Genomic DNA, 25,061 nt, shown 5'->3' with positions numbered 1-25,061 from the left:
GGGGCTTTTCGTATTCGTCGCTATTCAGTGCTTAGTTCGCTCTAAGCCGAACCGGTAAGAAGCGCGGCGGTTGGCCTCTGCGCTGGATGCGCAGCAGAACAGCGTCGCGTCCTGCATCTTCGGCGGCGGTGATTTGCTCGCGCAGAGCTTCGACCGTGCCCGTTGCGTTGTAGTTTGCGGAAAGGATCACATCACCGCGGCGAAGACCTTTGCGGCCAGCGTCTGAGTTTGGATCCACCGCTCCCACGACAAGACCTACTGTCCCAGCATCAACGCCAAGGCTGCGCGCGATTTGCGGGGTCAATTCGAGCACTTGCAGGCCGAGTTTCTCCGCGATCTGGTCGTCCATCTGATCCGGGTTCATCGGTTCATCTGAATCGGGGTCAAAAGTCTGCTGCTGCTCCGCCAATTCCTCGGGGCTGGGCCGTTTCGCAAGCGTCGTGTTAAATTCAATCTCACGGCCCTCGCGAAGAATCTTCACAGGAACGGTTTCACCCGGATTGATATTGGCGACCAGGAAGGAGACCGTCTGATCGGAAGAAACCTCGCGGCCATTGACTTCAACGATGATGTCGCCCGCTTGCATGCCGGCTTTTTCAGCGGGGCTGTCATCGGTCACAAGCTGGACAAGCTCACCGCGATTGCGATCAAGGCCGAGCGAATCGGCCAAATCATCGTTGATCGGCTCAAGGCTAACGCCAAGATAGCCGCGCTCGATCTCCTGACCTTGCTTCAATTGGTCGACGATTGGTGCCGCGATCTCGCTGGGAATGGCAAAACCGATGCCGACACTGCCGCCAGAAGGCGAGAAGATCGCATTGTTGATACCGATCACATTGCCGCGCATGTCAAACAGCGGACCGCCCGAGTTGCCCCGGTTGATACTGGCGTCGGTCTGAATAAAGCGGTCATAGGCGCCGCCTTGTCCGGTGTTGCGGTAAACTGCTGAGATGATGCCAGAAGTCACCGTACCGCCAAGGCCAAAGGGATTGCCGATGGCTACGACCCATTCGCCCACACGCGCCTCGGCGCTGTTGCCGAATCTCACGAATGGGAAGGCTTTGTCTGATTTGATCTTGAGCACAGCCAGGTCGGATGCCGCATCTGCGCCAACCAACTCCGCTTCATATTCTGTGCCGTCAGGGAATGTGACAGTGATCTCTTCCAATCGTGCCCGGTTATCAGGGGCAACCACGTGATTGTTGGTGACCACGAAACCATCGGCGCTAATGATGAAGCCCGAGCCGAGCGACTGCGCTTCGCGGCGCTGTGGTTGATTGCCGCCGCGGCGATTAAAGAGTTCTGCGAAAGGCGTGCCAGCAAACGGGTTGCGGTTGACCTCAACCGATTGGCGCGTTGCGATATTGACCACCGCGGGCTGCAATTGCTGCGTCAAATCGGCGAAACTCGCTGGAGCGCCTGCCTGAGGCACCATATCGCTCATCACGCTCGAATCGTTTTGCGCCACTTGCGCCCCTGCTGGGATACCGGTCATCAGCGAAACCGCTGCACCGCCCACCAAAAGCGCGCTCGTCAGTCCATAAACATACCGCACGTTGCTCACGTCCTCTCATTCCTTCCTTGCATTCGGGCGTCCGACGGAACGGAGCCTTCCAAGATACTTTAAGTTACGTCTACTGTTAGGCCTTAGACGCACTTAACCGCAATTGAACACGGATGTAGTCGGTAGTTCGCAGTCTGCTGTTGATCGGTTACCGTTGACGCCGATAAAGCCTAACTACTGTCCGTTGAACTGATTGAAATACTCATTGTCTGCATCAAGCACCATTGTGCTGTCGCCTTCTCCATTGATGAAGGTCTGGCGATAGCTCTCCATGGCGCGGTAGAAATCGTAAAATTCAGGGTCTTTGCCATAGGCGCTAGCATAGGTTGCTGCTGCCTCTGCGTCGGCTTCGGCGCGGATGATCTGCGCATTTTTGCGGCCTTGCGCACGGATGGTCTCGGCCTGCTCTTGGCGTTCGGAAATCATCCTGGTGAAGGCGGCTTCCAGAGGCGTTCCTTCAGGCAGGTCAGCCGCTTTGATCCGCACATCAATAATCTGCGCACCATATTCGCGCGACTGCGTATCGAGTGTTTCGCGAATCCGGCTCATCGCATTACCGCGCTCTGCAGTCAGAAGGCTCGCAAATGTCCGGCGGCCCAGTTCCTGACGCAATGCAGAGCGCAAGATCCGCGCAAGCTGAGCGTTGAGGCGCGTCTCATCACCGGCACGCTCAATCATGTTTACCGGCTGGATGATCCGGTAGCGCGCATATGCATTCACCCTGAGGCGCTGCTGATCGCTGGTGAGCACCTGCTCATTGTCCATATCAAGGTCGAGCACGCGGCGTTCGACCATTTGCACGCGGTCAACGAACGGAATGCGCCACCAGAAGCCAGCCCCTGTCTGACCATAGGGGTCATCAGGATTGTACATATTGACGATGTCTTGCGGCTCACCTGTTCGGATGATGACGGCCTGTTTGGTCTCAGGCGTCACGAACAAGGTTGATGCAGCCACCGCTATCAAAACGCCTACGGCGATGATCGGAAAGCGGAAACGGTTCCAGATATTTTCCATGTTACTGTCCCCCTGCCGCTGGCGCCGCGGGTTGGGCTTGGCGTCTTTCGACTTCACGAAGCGGCAAGTACGGGGTCACGCCATTGGCATCAATCACGGTTTTGTCAGTGCGGCTAAGAACAGCTTCCATTGTCTCGTAATACATCCTGCGGCGTGTCACCTGCGGAGCGAGACGATATTGGCCGTAAATTTGGTTGAACTGCTCTGCATCACCTTCTGCACGGGCAAGAAGGCGCTGTGAATATCGGCGTGCACCGTTCAATTCGCGCTCGGCATCCTGCTGGGCAGCGAGCACATCATTAAAGGCCTCGACCACACTTTCAGGCGGATCGGTTTTGTCGACTTCGATACCAAGCACCGTAATGCCTGCGCCGTAACTGTCGAGGATGCCTTGCATGCGGGTTTGCACATTGCCTTGTATGTCAGCGCGACCTTCACCCGAGATCACGGTGTCGAGCGTTTTTTCTGCAACCGACGAACGCATCGCTGTTTCAGCGGCCTCGCGAACGGTTTCAATGGGGTCTTGCAGCTGGAACTGGAAAAGCGAGAGGTCATTGATGTTCCAACGCACCGAATAGCTGAGGTCAACGAGGTTCTGGTCGCCCGTCAGGATGAGCTTGCTGGGGACCTCTTCGATCCGCGCTGCTTCGACGTTTTCCACCTGTACAACGGAGGCCGGGTACGGAAGCGACCAATTGGTGCCTTGTTCAAACGTACCCACAAACTTGCCGCCGAACCGAGTGACGGTTGCCTGTTCACCCGGCTGGATAAAATGCACGCTCGAAAAAATCAGCCAGACCGCGCCAATCGCAACCAGCGCAATCGGGAGCCAGCTCCCGCCGCCGGGACGGTCCGGAAAACGAAACGAGGGACCGCCGCCCCCGCCGCCTGCGCGGCGCGGGCCTTCGGGGCCTTTGTTCTTGAAGATGTCCTCAATGCTGGCCGAGCGGCGTTTGCCGTCATCCGAGCCACCACCGCCGGGAAGCCAAGGGTTGCGCGGCCCTTCTTTACCCGGACCTGGTTTACCGGGTCCATCAGAACTACCGCCCGAAGGTCCCTCTCCTCCCGATTCTGAGCCACCGCCCGAGGACTTACCCCAGGGGTTTTTCTTACCGGCCATCGCGAGGCCAAACTGTTTTCTCAAACCATCAAAAATTCGCATTCCCCTTCTATAGGTATGCGTTTGCAGGAAAAACAGGGGTTGAAACACGGATTTTGATGTTAGAGGCCCTTTGCTATGAGCAATGACACTCCATCAGACCCCCACCGTGGCGCAAACCTTGAGAATGACGAAGCTCTTTTGCGGGGCGCTTTGCCGGTCGAAATTCAGGGGCGAGTCCGATCTGCAAGGCTCAAAGATGGGCGCGCTATTATCGTCGCAGAAGCCGGCGACTTGGGGGCGAAGGCCCGCGAAGAGCTGGAGAAATTGGTGGAAGAGGCGCTGGGCGCTCTGCCTGAAGTCAAGGATGTGCGAACCGCTTTGATCGCGGACCGGCGCAAGCGGATGATTATCGCGGTGGGGTCGGGCAAAGGCGGTGTTGGCAAATCGACCCTTACCACCAATTTGGCGGTGGCTCTGGCAAAGATGGGCCGCAAAGTTGGCGTTATCGACGGCGATATCTACGGGCCAAGCCAAGCGCGCCTGCTAGCCACCGAGAAATCAAAGGCGGAAGCCGACGGCGACAAGCTGGTCCCGATTGAAAGCCCGCATGGGGTCAAAATGCTCTCGATGGGCAATTTGGTCGCGCAAGGAAAAGCGCTCGCATGGCGGGGGCCAATGGCGGGTAAAGCGCTCAATCAGATCGTCGATGCGCAATGGGGCGACACCGAGCTTCTCCTCATCGACCTGCCGCCGGGCACAGGTGATGTGCAGATTTCGATGCTGGCCGACAACAAACCCGATGGCGCGGTGCTGGTGTCCACGCCGCAGGATTTGGCCCTCATGGATGCAGCGCGTGCAGGCCAACTTTTCGAAGACGGCGATGTGCCGATTATCGGCCTCGTTGAGAATATGTCGGGCTATGCTTGCCCCGAATGCGGGCATGTCTCCAACCCTTTTGGTGAAGGCGGCGTGGAGAAATTTGCAGGCGCTTTAGAGATCCCATTCCTCGGCAAGATACCGCTCACGATGGAGACGCGGCTTGCTGGCGATGCGGGCATGCCCCCAGCTCTAAGCGATGATGCAGGCGCGCAGCCGTTTATAGAGGTGGCAGCGGCCCTTGATCGCTGGATCACAAACGGCAAAGTCTAGCGTATGCAAGTCACACGCAGAGGAGTGATAGGAGGCGCTGCGATTGGCGGCGGGCTTCTTGTTGCATGGTGGGCCTTGCCCCGGACTTATCCCAACCCGCTGACCCCGGCGCGCGGCGAGCATGTGATGGGCGCTTGGCTCAAAGTTGCCGAAGATGGAGTTGTCTCTGTCGCTGTCCCGCAATTGGAGATGGGACAGGGGATTACAACGCTCCTGCCGCAAGTTGTTGCTGAGGAATTGGGCGCGGATTGGCGGCAGATTGCAGTGGAACCGGCGGCAGCCGCAGCCGCCTATCCCAACACGGTTTTGGCGCAGCGCTGGATCGAGCTTTGGGACCCGCTGACCGCGGGGCTTTCAGATGGGGGCGACGAATATCTGGCGGAGCGTTTTGCGACATCAAACGCTTTCACCGCGACGGCTGATGGCAGCTCTTTGGCAGCCTATGAAACGCCTGCGCGCGAAGCGGCCGCTGCCGCGCGCGCAATGCTGGCGATGGAAGCGGCGGATCGCTGGGGAACATCCTGGGAAGAGTGCGAGGTCGAAAACGGTGTCGTCACATGGGGCGACAACCAAGCAAGTTTTGGAGAGCTTGCCGCTGGCGCTGCTGAGCAATCGCCGCCTGATCCGCCGCCGCTTCGGCCAGAGACAAGCGCTGAACGCGCGCAAACCGAAGGCGACGCACTCCCTCGCATCGACCTTCCATCCAAAGTTGATGGTTCACACCGTTTTGCAGGCGACGTGCGGCTTCCCGGCATGGTCTTTGCCGCCATCCGGCACGGGCCCAACAATGGCAGCGAGCTTACCGATTTTGATGCAGACGGCGCAAACGGTATCAGCGGTGTTGTGGGAGCAGTGCGCACCAAGCGCTGGCTGGCTGTTGCTGCCACCACAAGCTGGGCTGCCGAGCGCGCACTGGTCAAGATGCGCCCGCAATTCACCACCGACTTTCCCGTTAGCAGCGAAGATATCGCTGCAAGGCTCGATACGCTTTTAACCTCAGGTGACAGTTTCAAAGTGTCTGAGACGGGCTTTGGCGAAGAGGCAATGACCCGCGTCGATATAGCGCGGCGATACGAGGTGGAGCCGTTCCACGCCGCTCCTGTAGAAACCGCAAGCGCGGCTGCGAACCTCACGCAAGGCCGACTTGAACTTTGGATAGCATCCCAGGCCCCAGAACAAGCCCGCGCCGCCGCTGCCAAGGCCGTGGGTCTTAATATAGAGGACGTCGCGCTCTATCCTATGTCCGCAGGAGGCAGTTTCGATGCGCGGCTGGAGCATGATCACGCCATCGAAGTGGCGCAAATCGCACAGGAATTGGGCCGCCCGGTCCAGCTTACGTGGTCACGGCGAGAGGAGATCGTCAACGCAAGGCCTCATGCGCCTGTCTACGCCCTTATCGGTGCGCAATTGGCAGGCGGAGATGGGCCTGCTCCGTCAGGTGGAAGCATCGACGCGCTCAAACTGCGCGTTGCGACACCTCCCTCCTCTCACGAATTCGGTCGCCGTCTGTTTGGCAATCTCACCCCCTGGGCCGCGATCCGCGAGACCACTGGGCAGAAGGATACGCTCGCGGTGCAAGGCATGGTCCCATCTTATGAGCTACCCAGCGTTACTGTGCGCCACATTCCGGTTGAAACCGGTTATCCAGCAGGGCGCGTGCGCGGCAATGCTCATATCGCCAGCGCCTTTGGGATTGAGAGTTTTGTTGACGAGGTCGCGCGAGAGACCAACCGAGAGCCTCTGTCATATCGCATGTCGATGCTGGGATCGGATGTTCGCCTCGCAGCCTGCCTGCAACGCGCTGCATCGCTAGCGGAATGGGGCGGAGGGCTTGATCAGAGCGGGCAAGGGCTTGCCTGCTACCGTATTGGCGATGCCGAGACCGGCGGGCGCATTGCCTGCGTTGCCACCGCCCGGCGCGGCGAGGGCGGGCTGCGTGTGACGCAGCTTACCGCAGCGGTGGATATCGGCAATCCAATCAACCTCGATATCGTGCGCCAGCAGATCGAAGGGGGCCTGCTTTTCGGCCTTGGCGTGGCGCTTGGCAATTCACCGCAAATGCGCGGCGGGCTGCCTGAAAGCTTCGACTACGGCTCCCTTGGCCTTCCCAAGCTTGCCGACTGCCCGGAGGTTATTGTTGATGTGCTGCCTAGCGCTGCACCTTACGCTGACCCGGGCGAATTGGGCGCCACTGTTGTACCGCCTGCTATTGCGAATGCGCTGTTTTCCGCTACAGGCTTGCGGTTAAGACGACTGCCTCTCCTTCCTGGAGGGCTGTAGAAGTGTGAGGGATCACGCCGGAATCCTATGGGATTTCATTGTCACGCATGTTTATTTCTGGGCTTGGACCCAAATTCAATTGTGAAGCGTTTTCCCCACTCATGACTTGGCAAAAACAACATCTACCCAATGATCACCCAGCCGTTTTGAGCGGGTCGGTGGGTGTGCTTCTCGTCAATTTGGGAACGCCTGATGCGCCTGATCCAGGGTCAGTGAAGCGCTATCTCAAGCAGTTTTTGTCAGACCGGCGCGTTATTGAAATCCCTGCGTTTGCCTGGCAGCCGATCCTTCGCGGGATTATTTTGAACACCCGCCCTGCCAAAAGCGCAAAGGCCTATTCCAAAATTTGGACCGATCGCGGCTCGCCGCTCGCTGATATCACCTCGCGTCAAGCAGAGGCGATTGCGGGTCAGTTTGGCGAGAACGTGGTCGTTGATTACGCCATGCGTTATGGCAAGCCGTCCCTTGAAACGCAGTTGACCAAGTTGATGGACAATGGCTGCGACCGCATTTTGATCGCGCCCATGTACCCGCAATATTCCGCAGCCACCACGGCGACCGTTTTTGATGAGGTCGCGCGCGTGCTGGGGGGTATGCGCTGGCAGCCTGCGCTGCGCTTTCTCCCGCCCTATCACGATGAAGAGCTCTATCTGAATGCGCTCGCCGATGATCTGACGCGGCAGGTGAGCGCTCTCAGCTTTAAGCCAGAGGTTATGCTTTTAAGCTTTCACGGTATGCCGCAGCGCACGCTTGAAAAGGGTGACCCTTATCACTGCCATTGTCAGAAAACCTCGCGCCTCTTGCGGGAGCGGTTGCAAGGCAGGCCCGAATGGGAAGGGGTGCGGTTCGAAACCACCTTCCAATCTCGTTTTGGCCCGGCGCAATGGCTGGAGCCTGCGACCGATGACACTCTGGAGGCAGAAGGCGAGAAGGGCACGAAACGCCTTGTGGTGGCTGCCCCTGGATTTTCGGCTGACTGCGTGGAGACTTTGGAAGAATTGGCGCTGGAAGGCCGCAATGAATTCTTTGAGGCGGGCGGCGAGGAATTTGCCGTGCTTGAATGCCTCAACGTCTCTGGTTCTGGCATACAGATGCTTAAAGCGATGATTGGCCGTGAGCTTAGCGGCTGGGCGTAATGGTCACAGCGGTGCTGCGCCATTTTTGGAGCGAATAGGCACCGCACCGCCACTCTTGCCCGCCGAGCGCCGGCGATGGCATGTAGGGCTTGGCGGGCCCCTTACATTTTTGTAAGTTGCAGGTCGCATACCGATTTCTCAGGTTTTTGGAGCAGAGATTACGATGGCAAGTTTAGCCGAGCCGCAGACCATGGGGTCAAATCCTGCAAGCTTTTCGCACTGGAGCGAAGGGAAACCGGATGAGGCGGATATCGCGCATATTCCGGGTGAGGCAGGAATGCCGTTGGTGGGCCATACCTTCACGCAGCTCAATGATCCCCACGGGTTTACCAAGCGCATGGTGGAAACCTACGGCAAGGTGTACAAAGTCAAAGCTTTCGGCGGCTGGAATGTATCGCTCATTGGGGCAGATGCGAACGAGCTGGTTTTGTTCAACAAAGACAAGATTTTCTCAAGTGAGCAAGGCTGGGGGCCGGTTCTCGATCAGCTGTTTCCACGCGGGCTGATGTTGATGGATTTTGACCACCACCGGATTGACCGCCGTGCGCTTTCTATCGCGTTCAAACCTCAGCCGATGAAGCATTATTGCGGGGCGCTGAATTCAGGAATTGCGCGCGAAGTTGATGGTTGGGAAGGCCCCATGCAGTTTAATCCAGCGATCAAAAGCCTGACGCTGGACCTTGCTGCGGACAGCTTCCTTGGCATTCCATGGGGCCCGGAAGCCGACAAGATCAACACAGCTTTTGTCGATATGGTACAGGCGAGCGTTGCCCCTGTCAGAAAACCGCTCCCCTTCACCAAGATGAAAAAGGGCGTTGAGGGCCGCGCCTATATGGTCGAGTTTCTCACCCGCGAAGTTATCCGGCGCAGAGCAGAAGGCGGCGGGCAAGACATGTTCAGCCAGTTTGCGACGGCGACGACCGAAGACGGCGAGCTTTTGCCTGTCGATGCCGTGGTTGATCACATGAGCTTCCTGATGATGGCTGCGCACGACACGATCACCTCGTCGGCCACATCGTTCATGTATTACCTCGCGGCCCAGCCGGAATGGCAGGAGAAACTTCGCGGTGAGATGTTCACGGTGACCGGCGGTCCCGATGCGAATGGCAACCCGCGCCCGCTTGCATATGAAGACTTAGGCAGGCTCGAACTGCTTGAGATGGCGTTTAAGGAAACCATGCGCATGATGCCGCCAGTGCCGTCGATGCCGCGCCGCGCGCTCAAAGAATTTGAGTTCGAGGGATACCGCATTCCAGCGGGCCAATCGGTTGGCATCAACATCCACTGGACCCACCATTCAGAGGAATATTGGGACGATCCCATGACCTTTGATCCGATGCGTTTCACGCCTGACAAGGTGAAGGCGCGGCACAAATACGCTTGGGTGCCCTTTGGCGGAGGCGCGCATATGTGTATTGGGCTGCACTTTGCGTATATGCAGGTGAAGATTTTGCTGTCGCAGCTGCTGCAACGCTACCGGATTGAGGCCGAAGAAGGCTATGCGCCCGATTGGCAACCATGGCCGATCCCGCAGCCCAAAGATGGGCTCAAGATCGAGTTAAAGAAGTTGTGACCTAACGGCGCCAAAGGCGTCGCAAGCCCGACCGGGCGCCCGCAGGTGCCCCGGAATGAAATGGAGGGATTAGCACCGAGGATGCACCCGCGGATGCGGGGGCGAAAAACAAACAATCCTCAAAAGTCCCAGGCGATGCCGTCTTTCTCCCAATCGCCGTAGCGGGTCGGGGAAAGATCGCGGGGCTCATCCTTGTTGGGATCGACCGCTCTTGGCTCGGGCGCTGGATCGTTGGTCCAATGCTTGGGTTTTGTGAAAGTTAGTGCAGCGGGTGATTTTTTCTGGGTCATCACTTTATCCAATGCGCAAAGTGGCGCTTAGTTTCAAGGAAGAGTAAGCACCCGCCCTATGGTACAGCCTTCCGGAATTCACGCGCGCCGCGCCGCGCTCAAGATGCTCGATGCCGTCTTACGCCGGGGGGAGACCTTGGAACAGGCCGCGCCCGGTGCCTTAAGGGATGTTCGAAAAGCCCCCGACCAAGCCTTGGCACGGGCAATCGTAGGCGAAACGCTGCGGTGGTTGGCCGATCTCGACGCTTTGATCGACAGCGCGACTAAGAAACCGCTTCCCGAAGATGCGAAACCGCGCAGCGTGTTGCGGTTGATGCTCGCACAGGCTTTAAGGTTGGAGACGCCGCCTCATGCGGTGATCGCAACCGGTCTGCCGCTGCTGTCCGGCGGTCCAAGGCGGCTGGCGCACGGGGTTTTCTCGGCCCTCATGAAGCGGGAAGCTCAATTGCCCGCAATGCCAACATTGCCTGAGCGGTTTGCGCAGCGGTGGGAAGGGATGGCCGAGGGCCTGATCCGGCCACCCGAAGTTGACCTCCATTTAAAGGATGAGAGCCAAACGGATCAGTGGCAGGCCAAACTTGGCGGGGAGAGTTTTGCCCCCGGTCACATTCGCATGCCGCGCGGCACCCCGATTGAGAAAGTCGAGGGATATAATGAGGGCGCGTGGTGGGTCCAGGACTTGGCGGCACAATTGCCGGCGCGCCTTCTTGGCAAAGGTGAAGGTCAGCACGCCTTAGACCTGTGCGCAGCGCCCGGCGGCAAAACCATGGCTTTGGCTGCGAACGGATGGAAGGTCACAGCCCTCGACATTTCAAAGCGGCGTTTGGCTGTCCTAAAAGAAAACCTCAAACGCACCGGCCTAAAGGCCTCACCTTTGCGCGCTGATGCCCTGACGTGGGAGCCCAAGCATGCGTTTGACGCCGTCCTATTAGACGCGCCGTGCACCGCAACAGGCACCTGCCGCCGCCACCCCGATGTGCTCCACCGCATTGGCCCGCGCCAGATTGCGGAGATGGCCGAGATACAGCGCGCTCTGATTGAAAAGGCTGCGCATTGGCTCAAACCGGGCGGAATGATGGTTTATGCGGTGTGTTCGCTCGAGCCCGAAGAAGGCGAGAGCCAAGCAGCGTGGATCGACGCCAATCTTGGCCTGACGCCCGCCCCCATCACGGCGAATGATCTACCCGCCAACCTTGAGCCGAACCCGGAAGGCAGGCTGCGCACCCATCCGGGAATGCTGCGCGAGCAAGGCGGGCTGGACGGATTTTTCGTGGGCCGGTGGATTAAAAGCGCAGGGTGACTGAGGCGCAGGGTTTTCCTATTTGCTCCACTTCAAATGTGACGCTGTTTTCGCCAACACTCGCGACATTGAACCTCACCGGCGCGCCCAATTCGACATAGCGTTTCATCGTCATCTCACCGCTGGTATCAATACCGGTTCGCCCCTTGAAAAGAAACAGAGCCTGACGCGCAAGTTCGTGCAAATGGGTTGAGTTCACATGGTCGCCTGACCCGCCGATAAAGGCATTGCCCGGAGGAAATCCGTTTTCATCCGTTACCAAGGCCTCGATATAACCCTTGGCTTTATCAAATGGCGCAACAAACACGCGCTCCCCTTCGGTAAGGCCAAGCGTGCGGGGGTCGGCATAAGGAAACGCAGCAGAAACCGCATTTTGCTGTCCCTTTCTCTGGGCCTCTTTCTTCGCGCTCGCGCGCCATTCTTCAAAATTTCGATTGCGAAAGACCACGCCGCGTCCGCGAATGGTGACCACCGGCGCGCCGCTTTTATTGAAGAGAACCAGCGAATATCCAAGCTCCCCATCCTGCTCGCCGCGCTCGTAGACACCGCGTATCGCATGGCCGCCGCTGGCATCGCCAAGCTCCCAATCAATCCAGGTGAGCGCTGTCCACTTGGTCTCGTCCCATCCATTCAAAGCCGTTGATGCGCCAACAGCGGTCCAAAAGCTCTGCGTCTGAACGACCACAGGATGATGGGGCGGCAGGGCTAGCCAAGGGTTGGCCTTTGCATCCAAAGAACAGACGAAGGCCACTGATCCATCGCCGCGAACTTCATGGCTGGACGAATAGCTGTTGGACGGATGTTGAGGAGCCATCGGCGTTCCCGCGCCTAGCTCTTCACATATTTCTGAAAACTCTTGCGCAGTTTCATGATCTTGGGGGGAATGACCGCGAGGCAGTAAGGATTGCGCTGGCCTTCGCCGTCCCAATATTCCTGATGATAGTCTTCTGCAGGATACCAAATGGCAGTTTGCGCATCGCCTTCCAGACCCTCGACAGTGGTGACAGCCGCTTTGCCATTGTCCGCATTCCACCGGTCAATCGCAGCCTTGGCTTCCTCGCCTTGAGCAGCATTCAGCGGGAAGATCGCGCTGCGGTACTGGGTGCCGATGTCATTGCCCTGCCGGTTCAGCTGGGCGGGATCATGCGTGCCAAGGAACACGTCGTAAATCTCGGCAAGGCTGATGGCATTGGGATCATAGGTCACGCGGACGCCCTCAGCATGGCCGGTCGACCCGGTGCACACTTGTTTGTACGTGGGGTTAGCGACCGTGCCGCCGATATATCCGCTTTCCACTTCACTCACGCCAATCACATCGCGGAACACCGCTTCGGTGCACCAAAAGCATCCGCCTGCGACAATTGCCTGTTCCATATATTCTCCGATCACTCGTTTCGCCAGGACATAGGTGGTGAAGGTTATTTGCGAAAGACCCCTCAGGTTCTCTTGTCATGTGCTGATCACGCCCTAGAATTAGGGGCAGTCTGACTGAGAGAGGATCCCTACTCATGAAATTCAAGTCTTTTGCCCCGCTTGCCCTTTTTGCTGCAAGCTCTGCCATGATCACGCTTGCTGCTCCTGTTGCAGCCGACGATCATGATGAAGCTGCCCCAGCCCTTGCCGATGTGCTCGCTCATGAACGCCGCGGCGATGATGGCGCACGCGACCAATATCGCAATCCAGCAGAAACGCTCGCGTTCTTTGGTGTCGAGCCGACGATGACGGTTGCAGAATATGGCCCAGGCGGCGGTTGGTACACCCGCGTCCTTGCGCCGTATATTATGCCCGCGGGCAAATATATTGCCTTCAATGGTGACAGCGATGGCCGGACGTATCGCAGCCGCGCTCAAGAGGCACGCGCCAAAGGTTGGACTGAGAGTTTCCAATCGAGCGTGGCCGAAATGATGGAAGTCGAAGCGCAAGACGTCACCGCTTTTGAAATCGACGAAATGCCAGAAGAGCTCGCTGGCACGGTCGACCGCGTGGTGATCTTCCGCTCAATGCACGGGCTTAACATCGGCAATACGGCCCATGACATCATCCGCGGCGCGCGCATGATGCTCAAAGATGATGGCATGATCGGTGTGGTACAGCACCGCGCGCCCGAAGGTGCATCATGGGACAATTATGTCGGCCAGCAAAAAGGCTATCTGCCGGTGGACGTTGTTGTGAAGATGTTTGAGGTCAACGGTTTTGAGCTTGTCTCCAGCAGCGAAGTCAACGCCAACCCTAAAGACACTGCAGACTATGAAGGCGGTGTGTGGACGCTTCCTCCATCGTTTAGCTTTGGCCGCCAAAGCGAAGAAGAAATGGCCAAGCACCGTGCTATCGGTGAAAGCGACCGTATGACCCTGCTGTTCAAAAAAGCGGACTAAGGAATCAGGGCGGCATCATGAGCATTCTTACTGTTGCCGCCCTTCAACTTGCGCTTTGCCGCGATGATGAGGGCGAGAACATCGCCGCTGTTGGCGCTTTGGTCGAAGAGGCTGCGGCGCGCGGAGCTAAGGTGATATTGCCTCCCGAGCTGTTTTCAGGCGCATACTTCTGCGCGCAAGAGGACGAGGCGCTGTTTGCGCTCGCTCGGCCCACTGCTGAGCACCCCAGCGTGACCGCGATGCAAGAGCTTGCTTCAAAGCTTAAAGTGGCCATCCCCACCAGTTTCTTTGAGCGTGATGGTCACCATTATTACAACACGCTCGCGATGATTGGCCCTGATGGCGAGATCATGGGGACATACCGCAAAAGCCATATTCCCGATGGTCCAGGGTATGAAGAGAAATTCTATTTCCGCCCGGGGAACCAAGGGTTCAAAATCTGGGATATCCCGGCGGATGACGGAGCGAGTGTGCGCATTGGCGTCGGGATTTGCTGGGATCAATGGTATCCTGAAGCAGCGCGGGTGATGGCTCTCCAAGGCGCGGAGGTGTTGTTTTATCCGACCGCGATTGGGTCAGAGCCTTACGACGAGGATCTGGACACCAGCCGCATGTGGCGCCGCGCAATGGCCGGGCACGCGGTGTCCAATTGCATGCCGGTGATTGCCGCCAACCGGATCGGTAAAGAAGGCGATCAGAGCTTCTACGGCCACTCCTTCATTACCGACGAATGGGGAGATTTGGCCGAAGAATTCGGCGCTGAGGAGACGGGCGTTCTGGTCACGGCGCTCGACCTTACAAGAGCGGCTAAGCACCGCGCAGGCATGGGCTTCTTTCGCGACCGCCGCCCCCAGCTTTATGGCCGGATCGCGGAAGATATCTGAGCGATTATCATGAGCAGTTCTTACCTCATCGCGCTGGGTTCAAACCAGCGGCATCACGCCTTTGGAAAACCCAAAGATGTGGTGCGCACGGCGATGGAGGAATTGGCTGCACTTGGGACAGTCACACGAAGGTCCAAAATCATAGACACAGCGCCAATCGGCCCTGCACAGCGCCGGTTCGCTAATGCGGCCTGTCTGATCGAAAGCGAATACGACCCGCCCAGCCTGCTCGCCGGTCTAAAGCATATGGAACGAGAGTTCGGCAGGCGAGGCGGTCAGCGCTGGGGCAACCGCGTCCTCGACCTTGATATCGCTTTATGGAGCGGCGGCGCCTTTGAGAGCCGGTCTCTCACCATACCGCACAAAGAGTTTCGAACCCGCGATTTTGTGCTTGGCCCTGCCCGCCACATTGCCGCTGATTGGCGCGACCCCGTGACCGGACTTACCATTCGTCATTTGTTTGCGCGGGTTTGAACGCCCCATAAGTAAGGGCGCCCCGCCGGTTTCCCGGCGAAACGCCCTTTGAATTGCAGAAGGACCAATTTCTGCGATGCCATTTTCTAAGTTTTAGGCAGCAACAGCAGCCTTTACACGGCGGCGGCGGCGACCAAGGCCAAGTGCTACAAGAGCGAGACCAAAGAGACCAAGAACGCCTGGTGCAGGAACATCCACGATGCGGAAGTCCGAAATGCCGCGCACATAGTCGCCTGCAACAACTGGGTTACCCCACCATGACCACAGGTTGATGCGGCCGCCAGATGCGCTCTTGAGCATCCATGGGTGGAAGCGATTGCCGTTCTCACGGGTTGGCGTGAAGTCGGTGCCGTTGATCGTGCGTGTGCCAGTCATGTTGGTAAGCGTGAACGCAAAGCTTGGGTTATCGCCGCCTTGGAATGACTTGAGTTCGTCGCCTTCGAATGAAACGTTGATGTCGTCGCCGATCCAGGTGCCGGTTCCAGCGTCTGTATCGACTGTGAGGATGTCACCGTCGCTCATTTCATATTCGAAGATCGCAGCAGTTGCAGGAGCAGCAGCGACTGTAGCTGTAGCAGCCATCGCGATTGCGGCAGTTTTAATTGCAGTTTTCATACTTAATCCCTCGGATGTGGGGTCGATGGAAGTGAGGCAATCACCGCCTCGACCAACGCGTATTCATTGGTTAGCGCTTACCAAGCAATCAGCGTGCCAAACCCGCTGCAAGCCCGGTTTTCTGCCATTCCTTTGGTTAACAGGGAATCGTCCCAAGCGGGCTTTGTCAATTTTTCCGACGCCGTGTGACGTCACAAGAAGCCGTTAACACCTATCGTCTAAAGCACTCATTATGAGTCTACGCTTCAACCTTCTTCATCTTGGCGGTGCAGCCGCCCTTGCCTTCACCCCTATGCTTGGAGGATGCGAAACCGGTCCATCAGATCCGTTTGCCGCAGCGCAAGAAGCGTTTGCCTCTGGGCAACCGCGAACTGCGCTTGATCTTATCGGAAAGGCAATTGATGCTCAGCCCGATAACCCTGCTGTGCGGATGCTCGCAGGTGATGCGGCGATGGCATTGGATAATCCCGACAGGGCAATCGCCGAATTCCAGCGCGTCCCTGAAGAAGCAGCAGAATATTCTCTTGCCCGGGCCAAATTGGCCGAAGCGCAGGTCATGGGAAATTATCTCGAGGCCGCAGGCGAGACGGTTGAAAGTCTCACAATGGACAACCCGCTTTCCTATACCGCGACGATCGCCTTCCATTTGGCGCGCGGTGAAACGCTCGAGGGCTATGATTCCCTTGATGCCGGACTGGCCAAGTTTCCGAAGGACCCCCGCCTCGTTACGACTGATGCAGAACGGCTTTGGGCTCAAGGCAAAGCTGACGCCACCCTCAAGCGCCTCGCACCCGTGCTCGCCGTAAAGCCAGCGGTTAGTCAGGCCCATTTGTTCGCAGGACAATTGCGGCTGGGCATGCGCGATGCAAAACAAGCGGAGCAGCATTTTCAAAACGTGCTGAGCGTTCGCCCAATGCACCAAACCGCTATGCTCGCTATGGCAGCCATTGCGCGTGATGCCGGCGACATTCAAGAAGCAGGCAATTGGATCAACAAGGCCAATGATGCAGGTCCTGCCCACCCGGTAGGCCTGCTTTTCGCAGCTCAGATGGCTTATGATGCAGGCGATATGATCAGGGCTTTCGAACTCATCGAAAGGGCTCCCTCGTCCTTTGTCAACGAACCGGAATTCGCTCGTCTTCGCGGGATGATTGATGCAGGGCGCGGACAAAATGCGATGGCAGCGCTTGCGCTTGGCGATTATGTTAAAGCAACAGGCGGCGACCCGTTTGCTCGCCAGGTGCTTGCAAGCAGCCTTGCGGAAGAAGGCAAGTTCCCTGAGGCTTGGGCAGCGATTGCTCCGGTCATTGATCACCCTCAGGCCGATGAAAAGGCTTTGGTTATCGCTTTGGCTCTCGCCGAAAAAACTGGGAGCGGCGATCCCTCTTCCATCCGCGCAAAGATAGAAGCGCGCAAGAACGCCCCTTCGATTGAGGCGGAAATGCGCGAGGCAGCAGCAGCAATACGGTCAAGCGATTGGGAAACCGCTGAGGCCATCTACGCGCCGCTTCTCCAAGGTCAGGGTAAATCGGACCCTGCGCTTTTGAACAATGCAGCAGCGGTGAAGACGAAACTTGGCAAGCATGAGGAAGCGGTCGCCCTTGCACGGCGAGCTTTGGCGGCGGCACCTACAAGTCCCGAAATACACGATACTCTGGGCTGGGCTTTATGGCAGGGCAAAGGCGACAAATCTGAAGCGCGAAAGCTCCTCCAGAAGGCGCGAGAAGGCGCTCCCGGCAACCGCGAGATTGCTGAGCACTGGGCGATTGTGAACGCCGAATAAGCGGCGCAGTAAACTGTGCGGTGCAACGGAAACCGCAACAATCGCACGCAACCATGCGATAGGTGGCTTGACCGAGGGCCTTTGCCTGCCTAGTGGGGCGCTTCTGCAAGCGAGACGAAGATTCTCGCTTTACCGAGTTTCCTCGATTTTGGGGGCCCTTAGCTCAGTCGGTAGAGCAACTGACTTTTAATCAGTAGGTCGCTGGTTCGAACCCAGCAGGGCTCACCACTATTTATCAATGAGTTATTGATTGATAACAGCCCACTCATGCAGTATTTCATCCTTAAAGGATTCACAGAGGATTCATCGTATCGTTGCTTGAGGCCCGCATTTCGGCCCATGAACCCTCAAATTTGGGAGCGGGTCACCTTCCGACATGAATGTTATGGCTGACGGAATGTTCCACCGCTTGATCGGTGGAACACCTAGTGCGGCTGAGCTGGGCTAGTCGGATGCCGAGCCGATCCAATCTGCTTTTAGCCCATCGAAGCCATTTACAATGTCTTCGGCCAGCACTTCGCTGCCGATGAGGCAGAGATCTGGACCGAACTCATCTTGCAATCTAAGCTACCAATCTCATCGACCGTCACCCCAAATAGGATTGAAGGCTCAGAATTAGACTGAGCAGAGACGCTGACGCGAGCAAGGCGAAATCAATTCTGATGCCCCAGGCTTTAAGCCAATTCCGCATCATGCCGAGCCTCAGTTCGTAGAGCTTTGGCCGCTAAGCTGATCAAGGCGCTCAGCAACAGTCTTCCACGTTGCTATGCCTGCCTCGCCCCTTCGTTGGATAGCCGCTGGACTTGCTGCGCGATATACGCTGTTCCCTCTTCGCCATGGTTCTTTTCGACCCAAAGCGCGACCGCCCACAATTCCTGATCGCGGTTCAGCACCATGGTTCACGTCTCCCGGTCCAGGTTCGGGCCAGCCCTTCGCGAACCAGCTGATCGCTAAGTGACCGACCGTTGCGGGTCACGACACGCAATTTGCGACCGTATTGGTCCTCATCCCGATTTCCGATGGTTAGAAGCTCAAAAGGGCCGGCATTGAGTAAATCGACCAATCGGCGTGTCGCCCGCATTCCAAGCTCGTACTCGTAGTCGCACCGAAGCTGGCCAATTTCTGGAGTGTCGATATCAGCGATACGGATCTTGGTTCCATCAAGCCAGAAAGTATCCCCATCGACGACACATGTCCTTCTGACTCTGCCACATATAGCGAACTGCGGGGAGCTCGCTTGTTGGAACAGACCTTGGGGCTGCTGTCCAACGCTTGCGGGTCTCGCGTCCCCTGCCGGCCAGTTGAGCGCCAGCATCCCGGCCGCAACCACTATCGAGAATGCCCCTAAGCCCAACATTATCTCCTTACCCAGCTTCCTGCGTTTCCTTGCCTTCAACGCTTTGTGAAAGTCGAGCGGGTCCCTCGCTCCATCACGCATTGGCGGAGTCCGATTTCATTACGGTATGCACCAGCAGATAATAGTCAGAAATCGTACGATTTCGTCAATGATGTGCCTCGATTGCAGACCATCTGGATAACACCGTCCGGACGTATTGCGGTGTCTCCCCATTTCTTGGGATGCCGCGGGCGCGGGATACCGCACCAGGACCAGCATTATAGGCAGCCAATGCGAGATGGACCGCTTCGAAGCGTTTCAACATATCGCGCAGGTAGCGCGCGCCGCCGTCGATCGAGGCGATAGGATCATGCCGGTTTCGAACTCCCAGTTCGCGCGCGGTGGCTGGCATCAGTTGGGTAAGTCCGGCGGCGCCGGCCGGACTTACCGCCATTGGATTGAAGCGGGACTCGGCCCAGATCAGGGCGCGAAGCAAGTTTGGTGGAAGGCCATACCGGCGCTCAGCCTTGGCGATCGCCTCCATATACAGTCCTTCCCTGTAGGAAATACTCGTCTTCCCTCGGGTATGGACCGCCGGAAGGTACGGCCTGACGGTCTCAGCCTGGCTCTCGATTTCCGGTTGGTGGACCGCGTGTTCGAAGAGGGTGAACTCCTGGGCACTGACAGGGTGAAACGAAGCCACGATCAAGCCCGCAAAGGCGAACGTTGTTCTCACAAAACGATTGGGGCCGGTCATCTCGTTCTTTGCTCCATTGCTTCGAATCGAAAAAGAACATAAATAGAACATGCGCCTGTAGGAAAGCGGCATTTGCTGGCCTTCGGGAGAGGAGAGGAAGCCTGTCGAGGGGGCCACTTCGCAAGCTGAGGAGCTCGCATGTCCCTGTCTGCCAACACTCTTCCCAACCCGTCCCTTGCCGAAACTGCTCGCCGCATTTGCGAATCCAGGGGCGGCAAATGGTCAGGCACAAAGGGGATGGCTTGCTGCCCCGCACATGAAGACCGCACACCTTCACTTGGCGTGACGCTCGGCCGGAAGGCGATCCTCTTCCATTGTTTTGCGGGCTGCGATCAGCAGAGCGTGCTTTCCGCTCTGGCCCGCGAAGGTTTCGAGGCGGCTAGGTTTTTCTCGGGTTCTTCGGCCGAGGATCAGCTTGAGCCAACCGGGGTGCGCAAACCCTCGGCAGCAGCGTTGAGGATCTGGCGCAAAGCGGAACCATTGGGTGGCAGTCCGGCGAAGGCCTACCTTGAGAACCGCGGCATCCTGGCCGCATCTTCAGCTCTTCGCTTTCATCCGCAGACGCCGCTCGGGCCGAAAGGACAGGCCCGCTTTCTTCCCGCTATGATTGCGGCGGTCAGCCTCGACGAGGGGCCGATTGCGATCCACCGAACGTTTTTGTCCACCGAGGCTTCAACCAAGGCCACCTTCGACAAGCCAAAGCGTGCGCTTGGCTCGCTCGGTGAAGCTGCTGTTCGTCTCTTTGCTCCGGTTTCCGGCAAGCTCGGCCTTGCTGAAGGCATTGAAAGCGCAATGTCGGCCTATGCTCTCACCGGTGTCCCCGCCTGGGCGACCCTGGGCAATGAGCGTTTCGGTCTCGTAAGCATCCCCGATAGCGTGACCGAGCTTCACCTTTTCGTCGATCACGATGCTGGCGGTGTGCTGGCTGCGTCGCGTGGCGAAGCAGCTTATGCCCGCGATGGACGGACGATCCAGGTCCGCAAACCGTCATCACGCGACACAGACTGGAACGACGAACTCACGACATGGCTGCGCCGCAAGGCGGCGACATAGAGGAGAGAGGGCTTCTCGAATTCCTGATCCGGCAGAGGGCGTGTCCCGATGCCTTCATCAGGAGGACGAATTGCTATGTTTCAATCAGACCTGTTTCCCGCCGGCGAGCAGTCGCCGTCCATGCCTTTGGCCTACGCTATCGGCACCCTAGTTGCCGAACTACTCGCTTCGGGACGCCATCTTACCCGTGCCGACATTTCCGGGCTGTTCGCCGACAAGACCGGCGTTCTGGACTGGGGAGGCGCCTGGACGATCGACGATTACAACAACGCGGTCGAGATCGGCGCACTGCTCTGGCTTCGGGGGTCCTCATGCATCGATCTGGCAACAAGCGTGCACGAAGCCGACGCGCGGTTCGACTGGCTCGAAGCAGCCTTGGCGCCCAGGCATGTACGCAGCGAATCACAGGTCGAGCTCCAGCAGTTCTCGACCCCGTTAATGCTGACTTGGCTGATGGCAAAGGCCGCAGCTGTCTGCGCGCAAGACACACTCCTCGAACCATCCGCCGGCAATGGTGCGCTTGCCCTATGGGGCAGCATCCGGAAGGCCTCATTGGTCCTCAATGAGATCGATCCGGGAAGACGAGACGCCCTCGGCCACATCTTCCCCGCAGCCAGGATCACTTCGCATGACGGGGAACTGATCGCCGACCTGCTCCGCGGTCCTGTTCCGTCGGTCGTTTTGATGAACCCACCATTCGCCCGCAGCCAGGAACGCGGCAAGGACGGCGAGACGGCGCAGCGCCACCTGCGCAGCGCGATCCGGGCCGCTGCTGCTGGATCGAGGATCGTCGCAATCATGCCCGAAGGCTTCGATGCTTGCACCTTCGCCAAGGCACTGGATGAAGCGTCGCTAATGCTCGATGTCCGCCTGCAGCAGATGTTTCGCCGGACAGGGACCGGGATTGCCGTTCGCCTGGTCGTGATCGACAAGACGCAGACTGCGTCTTCGCCCGCGATCACCGGAGACACCTGCGACCTGGTCGAGCTTCACGAGCTTGTCACCGCGCTTCCGCGCCGCGCGCAAACACCCGCCAGCTTCCATCGCCTGCCAGTCGGAAAGCCAGTCCGCCTCGTTGGCAAGATTTCGACCCAACGTATGCCGGTCCGGCCGTTGGCACCGTTCGCCGCGACACCAGCACCCAAAGCGAATGCGATCGATCTTGCCTATTCGGTCCTCGCCGACCCCGCTCCGGTGCCTGAACAGACAGGCATTTACCTGCCTTACCGGCCTAGTCGCATCCCCTTCGAAGATGCGCCGGTTCATCCCACGCCGCTCGTGGAATCGGTCGCGATGGGCTCGGTCGCAGCGCCACAGCCGGATGTTCGCCCACGCCTTCCTGCAGGTTGGCAGGCCGATGGCCTTCTGTCAGAAGCGCAATGTGAGACACTGGTCTACGCGGCTCAGGCATTCGCCCGTGATCTCCCGGGGTGCTTCAAGGTCAGCCAGGAAGGCACCTCGCTGGAACTGGCGGAAGATGGTCACTTCTACCGGCAAGGCTTCTTCCTCGGCGACGGAACCGGAGCCGGCAAGGGACGGCAGATCGCAGCGGTCATCATGGACCGCTGGCTCGCAGGCGAGCGGCGTCATGTCTGGATCACCAAAAACGAGGCCCTGCTCGAAGATGCACGCCGCGACTGGGAAGCGCTCGGCGGGCTGCCGCTCGACATCCAGCCACTCTCACGATGGAAACTCGGCCACCCTGCAACGATGTCCGAAGGCATCCTCTTCGTCACCTACCCGACGCTGCGCTCGGGGCGCGCCGAGGATACGCGGCTTGACCAGATCCTTGCCTGGGCGGGCGAGGATTTCGATGGCGTGATCGCTTTCGACGAAGCCCATGCCATGGCCAATGCGCTCGGGGGCTCCTCAACCCGCGGCAAGATCAAGGGCTCCGAGCAAGGGATGGCGGGCCTCAGGCTGCAGAACCATCTCCCGCGCGCTCGCGTGCTCTACGCGTCCGCCACTGGCGCTTCGGATATCGCCAACCTTGGTTACACCTCTCGGCTTGGTCTCTGGGGACCCGAGACCGCATTTCCGACCCACGAGGCGTTCATGACCGAGATCCGCGCTGGCGGCGTCGCGGCGATGGAGCTCGTTGCCCGCGACCTCAAGGCCCGGGGACTTTACCTTGCCCGTGCGCTGTCCTTCGCCGGGGTCGAGTACGAGATTCTCGAACACAACCTGACCGAAGCGCAGGTGAAAATCTATGACGCTTATGCCGATGCCTGGGCGATCATTCACCGCAACCTCGAAGCAGCGCTCGAAGCAACCCGCGTGGTCGACGAGGACAGCGGCGATACGCTCAATCGGAACGCCAAGGCTGCAGCGCTCTCGATCTTCGAGGGCACCAAGCAGCGCTTCTTTGCCCAGCTCCTGCTCTCGATGAAACTGCCCAGCCTGATCCCCGCGATGGAAGCAGCGCTTGGCGAAGACCATTCGGTAGTCGTGCAGCTTGTCTCGACCGCGGAGGCCATGCTCGACCGACGCCTTGCCGACCTCTCCGACGAGGAACGCGAAGCGCTCGATATCGATCTGTCCCCGCGTGAATATGTCGTCGACTACCTCGCGAGGAGCTTCCCGGTGCGATTGATGCAGGTCTTCGCGGACGAGGATGGCAATCTCCGCTCCGAGGCAATGAGCGACGAGGAGGGCAATCCCGTTTTCTGCTCGCGTGCCATCGCCGCGCGTGATGCGTTGATCGAACAGCTCTGCGCACTGCCGCCCATCGCTACCGCGCTCGATGCGATCATCGAGCACTTCGGTACCGATGCCGTGGCCGAGGTGACGGGCCGGACCCGCAGGCTGGTGCTGGGCCGCGACGGTCAGCAGCGGCTCGAACGACGAAGCCCCAGCGCCAATGTTGCCGAAGCGCAAAGCTTCATGGAAGGGACCAAGCGCATCCTGGTCTTCTCGGATGCGGGCGGGACAGGGCGTTCCTACCATGCCGACCTCGGCTGTCGGAACCAGCAACGCCGGGTCCATTTCCTGCTCGAGCCGGGCTGGCGCGCCGACAACGCCATCCAGGGTCTTGGTCGGACCAACCGCACCAACCAGGCCTCGGCCCCGCTGTTTCGGCCGGTAACGACCGACGTTAAGGGAGAACGCCGGTTTATCTCGACCATTGCGCGTCGGCTTGATGCCCTCGGCGCGCTTACTCGTGGCCAGCGCCAGACCGGCGGACAGAACCTCTTTGACCCGGCAGACAATCTCGAAAGCGACTATGCGCGCGATGCGCTCACCCGATGGTTCCAGTTGCTCTATGACGGCAAGCTCGAAGCCACGAGCCTCGGTAACTTCGTCGAGCGCACCGGCCTCCGGCTTGAAAGCCCCGATGGCGGGCTGACCGATAATCTCCCGACGATCCAGCGCTGGCTCAACCGGATCCTCGCGCTGCCGATCGCGCTACAAAACGCGATCTTCGAGGAATATCTCGGCCTCGTCGAAGCGCGGATCGAAACCGCGCGCGAGGCCGGAACGCTCGACCAGGGACTTCAAACTGTGAGGGTCGATCACTTCACGGTCACGGCCGATGAACTGTTGCGCACCGACCCCGTGACCGGAGCCGAGACCCGCCTCGTCTCGCTCGAAGTGACGAGGCACCTTCGACCTCTGCGATTGCAGCGCCTGGTGCGGATGCACGAGATCGGCAGTCGGCACGCGATCCCGATGCGCAATATGCGGTCAGGCAAGGTCGCGCTGTCGGTTCCAGCCCGTCGCCTCATCGCCGACGACGGGGCCGTGATCGAACGCCGGCGCCTGCTGCGCCCGCTCAAGTCCGCGAACTGGACCCTTGAGGCACTCGCTGAGAGCCACTGGGAAGAAATTGGCGTCACCGCATTCACCAGCACCTGGCGGACCGAGGAAGAAGAGGCGGCCAAATCACCGGTCACCGAGCGCGTCCATCTTGCCACTGGGCTGCTGCTTTCGGTCTGGAAACGCCTGCTCGGCGATCATGTCCGCGTCACACGGCTCGTTGCCGAGGACGGCCAGTCGATCATCGGGCGCGAAGTGCTCGATATCGATCTCGCTGCGATCGCCGAGACCTTTGGTCTTTCCGGGATTGCTGGACCATCGGCGAAGCAGATCGGCGACTTCGTCCTTGCCAGCGGCAAACCTTTGGGCCTCGCAAGCCATGATGCACTTATCGTGAAGCGCTCGCTGGTCGGTGGCGAACAGCGCCTTGAACTGACCGGGTTCTCGCCCGATCGGCTCGACTGGTACAAGAACAAGGGCTGCTTCACCGAGATTATCCGCTACCGCACGCGGCTGTTCGTTCCAGTGTCGAAAGCCTTGTCGGTCCTCCCCGCGCTTGCCGCCTGATCCCTCGGGTAGACGCCAGTCTCAGAATGAGAGTGGAGGGAGCACTTTGG

The 25,061-nt window shown here is 58.8% G+C and carries 21 protein-coding genes and 1 tRNA gene; 12 read left to right on the top strand and 10 right to left on the bottom strand.

What is annotated here, in order from left to right:
• Positions 1-31: 31 nt before the first annotated feature.
• From AC0V60_RS15585 to hflK, 3 genes are all read right to left on the bottom strand, one after another.
• Complete coding sequence (locus AC0V60_RS15585; protein WP_486179335.1) at positions 32-1,564, bottom strand: Do family serine endopeptidase; 1,533 nt, start codon at positions 1,562-1,564, stop codon at positions 32-34.
• Between the two features lie 174 nt (positions 1,565-1,738).
• Positions 1,739-2,581, bottom strand: coding sequence for a protease modulator HflC (gene hflC / locus AC0V60_RS15580; RefSeq protein WP_486179334.1), 843 nt, complete (start codon positions 2,579-2,581; stop codon positions 1,739-1,741).
• 1 nt (position 2,582) lies between these two features.
• Positions 2,583-3,743, bottom strand: a complete 1,161-nt coding sequence (gene hflK, locus AC0V60_RS15575; RefSeq protein WP_486179333.1) for a protease modulator HflK — start codon at positions 3,741-3,743, stop codon at positions 2,583-2,585.
• 75 nt (positions 3,744-3,818) lie between these two features.
• On the opposite strand from hflK, the gene AC0V60_RS15570 reads away from it, so the two are divergent.
• The 4 genes from AC0V60_RS15570 to AC0V60_RS15555 all read left to right on the top strand — a co-directional run bounded on the left by AC0V60_RS15570 (position 3,819) and on the right by AC0V60_RS15555 (position 9,821).
• On the top strand, positions 3,819-4,832 hold the full coding sequence (locus tag AC0V60_RS15570) for an Mrp/NBP35 family ATP-binding protein (RefSeq protein ID WP_486179332.1): 1,014 nt from the start codon (positions 3,819-3,821) through the stop codon (positions 4,830-4,832).
• 3 nt (positions 4,833-4,835) lie between these two features.
• On the top strand, positions 4,836-7,112 hold the full coding sequence (locus tag AC0V60_RS15565; RefSeq protein ID WP_486179331.1) for a molybdopterin cofactor-binding domain-containing protein: 2,277 nt from the start codon (positions 4,836-4,838) through the stop codon (positions 7,110-7,112).
• Between the two features lie 101 nt (positions 7,113-7,213).
• Positions 7,214-8,248 (top strand): ferrochelatase, encoded by a 1,035-nt coding sequence (gene hemH, locus AC0V60_RS15560; RefSeq protein ID WP_486179330.1) that lies wholly within the window; start codon positions 7,214-7,216, stop codon positions 8,246-8,248.
• A gap of 163 nt (positions 8,249-8,411) precedes the next feature.
• Positions 8,412-9,821 carry a cytochrome P450 gene (locus AC0V60_RS15555; RefSeq protein ID WP_486179329.1) on the top strand — a complete coding sequence of 470 codons (1,410 nt, stop codon included), beginning with the start codon at positions 8,412-8,414 and terminating at the stop codon, positions 9,819-9,821.
• Between the two features lie 119 nt (positions 9,822-9,940).
• On the opposite strand, the gene AC0V60_RS15550 is transcribed toward AC0V60_RS15555, so the two are convergent.
• Positions 9,941-10,111, bottom strand: coding sequence for a DUF1674 domain-containing protein (locus tag AC0V60_RS15550; protein ID WP_486179328.1), 171 nt, complete (start codon positions 10,109-10,111; stop codon positions 9,941-9,943).
• A gap of 58 nt (positions 10,112-10,169) precedes the next feature.
• On the opposite strand from AC0V60_RS15550, the gene AC0V60_RS15545 reads away from it, so the two are divergent.
• Positions 10,170-11,411: an RsmB/NOP family class I SAM-dependent RNA methyltransferase gene (locus AC0V60_RS15545; RefSeq protein WP_486179327.1), complete on the top strand. Its 1,242-nt coding sequence runs from the start codon at positions 10,170-10,172 to the stop codon at positions 11,409-11,411.
• On the opposite strand, the gene AC0V60_RS15540 is transcribed toward AC0V60_RS15545, so the two are convergent.
• Positions 11,395-12,225, bottom strand: a complete 831-nt coding sequence (locus AC0V60_RS15540) for a hypothetical protein (protein WP_486179326.1) — start codon at positions 12,223-12,225, stop codon at positions 11,395-11,397. The genes AC0V60_RS15545 and AC0V60_RS15540 overlap by 17 nt on opposite strands.
• Positions 12,226-12,239: 14 nt before the next feature.
• The gene (gene msrA / locus AC0V60_RS15535) at positions 12,240-12,785 is read right to left on the bottom strand and encodes a peptide-methionine (S)-S-oxide reductase MsrA (RefSeq protein WP_486179325.1); all 546 of its coding nucleotides are present in this window, start codon (positions 12,783-12,785) and stop codon (positions 12,240-12,242) included.
• Positions 12,786-12,919: 134 nt separating this feature from the next.
• Between msrA and AC0V60_RS15530 the strand changes: the two genes are divergently transcribed.
• Genes AC0V60_RS15530 through folK form a run of 3 tightly spaced genes read left to right on the top strand, consistent with a single transcriptional unit; the run spans position 12,920 to position 15,144 of the window.
• A complete protein-coding gene (locus AC0V60_RS15530; protein WP_486179324.1) occupies positions 12,920-13,786 on the top strand; it encodes a class I SAM-dependent methyltransferase in 867 nt (288 codons plus the stop codon).
• A gap of 17 nt (positions 13,787-13,803) precedes the next feature.
• Positions 13,804-14,670, top strand: coding sequence for an N-carbamoylputrescine amidase (gene aguB, locus AC0V60_RS15525; protein WP_486179323.1), 867 nt, complete (start codon positions 13,804-13,806; stop codon positions 14,668-14,670).
• A 9-nt stretch (positions 14,671-14,679) separates the two neighbouring features.
• Entirely contained in the window at positions 14,680-15,144 is a 465-nt protein-coding gene (folK, locus tag AC0V60_RS15520; protein WP_486179322.1) for a 2-amino-4-hydroxy-6-hydroxymethyldihydropteridine diphosphokinase, read from the top strand.
• Positions 15,145-15,237: 93 nt separating this feature from the next.
• Here the strand turns inward: folK and AC0V60_RS15515 are convergent, their stop codons facing one another.
• On the bottom strand, positions 15,238-15,759 hold the full coding sequence (locus AC0V60_RS15515) for a PEP-CTERM sorting domain-containing protein (RefSeq protein ID WP_486179321.1): 522 nt from the start codon (positions 15,757-15,759) through the stop codon (positions 15,238-15,240).
• Between the two features lie 232 nt (positions 15,760-15,991).
• Here AC0V60_RS15515 and AC0V60_RS15510 point away from each other — a divergent pair, with 232 nt between their 5' ends.
• The gene (locus AC0V60_RS15510) at positions 15,992-17,542 is read left to right on the top strand and encodes a tetratricopeptide repeat protein (RefSeq protein ID WP_486179320.1); all 1,551 of its coding nucleotides are present in this window, start codon (positions 15,992-15,994) and stop codon (positions 17,540-17,542) included.
• 152 nt (positions 17,543-17,694) lie between these two features.
• Positions 17,695-17,770 (top strand) — tRNA-Lys (locus AC0V60_RS15505).
• A 536-nt stretch (positions 17,771-18,306) separates the two neighbouring features.
• Here AC0V60_RS15505 and AC0V60_RS15500 read toward each other — a convergent pair.
• From AC0V60_RS15500 to AC0V60_RS15490, 3 genes are all read right to left on the bottom strand, one after another.
• Positions 18,307-18,438 carry a DUF6961 family protein gene (locus AC0V60_RS15500; protein WP_486179319.1) on the bottom strand — a complete coding sequence of 44 codons (132 nt, stop codon included), beginning with the start codon at positions 18,436-18,438 and terminating at the stop codon, positions 18,307-18,309.
• Positions 18,429-18,857 (bottom strand): thermonuclease family protein, encoded by a 429-nt coding sequence (locus AC0V60_RS15495; RefSeq protein WP_486179518.1) that lies wholly within the window; start codon positions 18,855-18,857, stop codon positions 18,429-18,431. The genes AC0V60_RS15500 and AC0V60_RS15495 overlap by 10 nt, the downstream gene beginning before the upstream one ends.
• Before the next feature lie 187 nt (positions 18,858-19,044).
• Positions 19,045-19,635: a lytic transglycosylase domain-containing protein gene (locus tag AC0V60_RS15490; protein WP_486179517.1), complete on the bottom strand. Its 591-nt coding sequence runs from the start codon at positions 19,633-19,635 to the stop codon at positions 19,045-19,047.
• Positions 19,636-19,773: 138 nt separating this feature from the next.
• Between AC0V60_RS15490 and AC0V60_RS15485 the strand changes: the two genes are divergently transcribed.
• Positions 19,774-20,688: a DUF7146 domain-containing protein gene (locus AC0V60_RS15485; protein ID WP_486179318.1), complete on the top strand. Its 915-nt coding sequence runs from the start codon at positions 19,774-19,776 to the stop codon at positions 20,686-20,688.
• A gap of 75 nt (positions 20,689-20,763) precedes the next feature.
• Complete coding sequence (locus AC0V60_RS15480) at positions 20,764-25,011, top strand: strawberry notch-like NTP hydrolase domain-containing protein (protein WP_486179317.1); 4,248 nt, start codon at positions 20,764-20,766, stop codon at positions 25,009-25,011.
• Positions 25,012-25,061: the final 50 nt, after the last annotated feature.

Source organism: Erythrobacter sp. S259, from assembly GCF_057364965.1.
This window is presented reverse-complemented; position numbering and strand designations above follow the sequence as displayed.

Coding starts and splice junctions, on each gene's coding strand:
- AC0V60_RS15530 (WP_486179324.1), top strand. CDS start 12,920: ATGAAATTCAAGTCTTTTGCCCCGCTTGCCCTTTTTGCTGCAAGCTCT.
- AC0V60_RS15555 (WP_486179329.1), top strand. CDS start 8,412: ATGGCAAGTTTAGCCGAGCCGCAGACCATGGGGTCAAATCCTGCAAGC.
- AC0V60_RS15485 (WP_486179318.1), top strand. CDS start 19,774: ATGTCCCTGTCTGCCAACACTCTTCCCAACCCGTCCCTTGCCGAAACT.
- AC0V60_RS15550 (WP_486179328.1), bottom strand. CDS start 10,111: ATGACCCAGAAAAAATCACCCGCTGCACTAACTTTCACAAAACCCAAG.
- AC0V60_RS15495 (WP_486179518.1), bottom strand. CDS start 18,857: ATGCTGGCGCTCAACTGGCCGGCAGGGGACGCGAGACCCGCAAGCGTT.
- AC0V60_RS15540 (WP_486179326.1), bottom strand. CDS start 12,225: ATGGCTCCTCAACATCCGTCCAACAGCTATTCGTCCAGCCATGAAGTT.
- AC0V60_RS15510 (WP_486179320.1), top strand. CDS start 15,992: ATGAGTCTACGCTTCAACCTTCTTCATCTTGGCGGTGCAGCCGCCCTT.
- aguB (WP_486179323.1), top strand. CDS start 13,804: ATGAGCATTCTTACTGTTGCCGCCCTTCAACTTGCGCTTTGCCGCGAT.
- AC0V60_RS15565 (WP_486179331.1), top strand. CDS start 4,836: ATGCAAGTCACACGCAGAGGAGTGATAGGAGGCGCTGCGATTGGCGGC.
- AC0V60_RS15545 (WP_486179327.1), top strand. CDS start 10,170: ATGGTACAGCCTTCCGGAATTCACGCGCGCCGCGCCGCGCTCAAGATG.
- AC0V60_RS15515 (WP_486179321.1), bottom strand. CDS start 15,759: ATGAAAACTGCAATTAAAACTGCCGCAATCGCGATGGCTGCTACAGCT.
- AC0V60_RS15490 (WP_486179517.1), bottom strand. CDS start 19,635: ATGACCGGCCCCAATCGTTTTGTGAGAACAACGTTCGCCTTTGCGGGC.
- hflK (WP_486179333.1), bottom strand. CDS start 3,743: ATGCGAATTTTTGATGGTTTGAGAAAACAGTTTGGCCTCGCGATGGCC.
- AC0V60_RS15500 (WP_486179319.1), bottom strand. CDS start 18,438: ATGGTGCTGAACCGCGATCAGGAATTGTGGGCGGTCGCGCTTTGGGTC.
- msrA (WP_486179325.1), bottom strand. CDS start 12,785: ATGGAACAGGCAATTGTCGCAGGCGGATGCTTTTGGTGCACCGAAGCG.
- folK (WP_486179322.1), top strand. CDS start 14,680: ATGAGCAGTTCTTACCTCATCGCGCTGGGTTCAAACCAGCGGCATCAC.
- hemH (WP_486179330.1), top strand. CDS start 7,214: ATGACTTGGCAAAAACAACATCTACCCAATGATCACCCAGCCGTTTTG.
- AC0V60_RS15570 (WP_486179332.1), top strand. CDS start 3,819: ATGAGCAATGACACTCCATCAGACCCCCACCGTGGCGCAAACCTTGAG.
- hflC (WP_486179334.1), bottom strand. CDS start 2,581: ATGGAAAATATCTGGAACCGTTTCCGCTTTCCGATCATCGCCGTAGGC.
- AC0V60_RS15480 (WP_486179317.1), top strand. CDS start 20,764: ATGTTTCAATCAGACCTGTTTCCCGCCGGCGAGCAGTCGCCGTCCATG.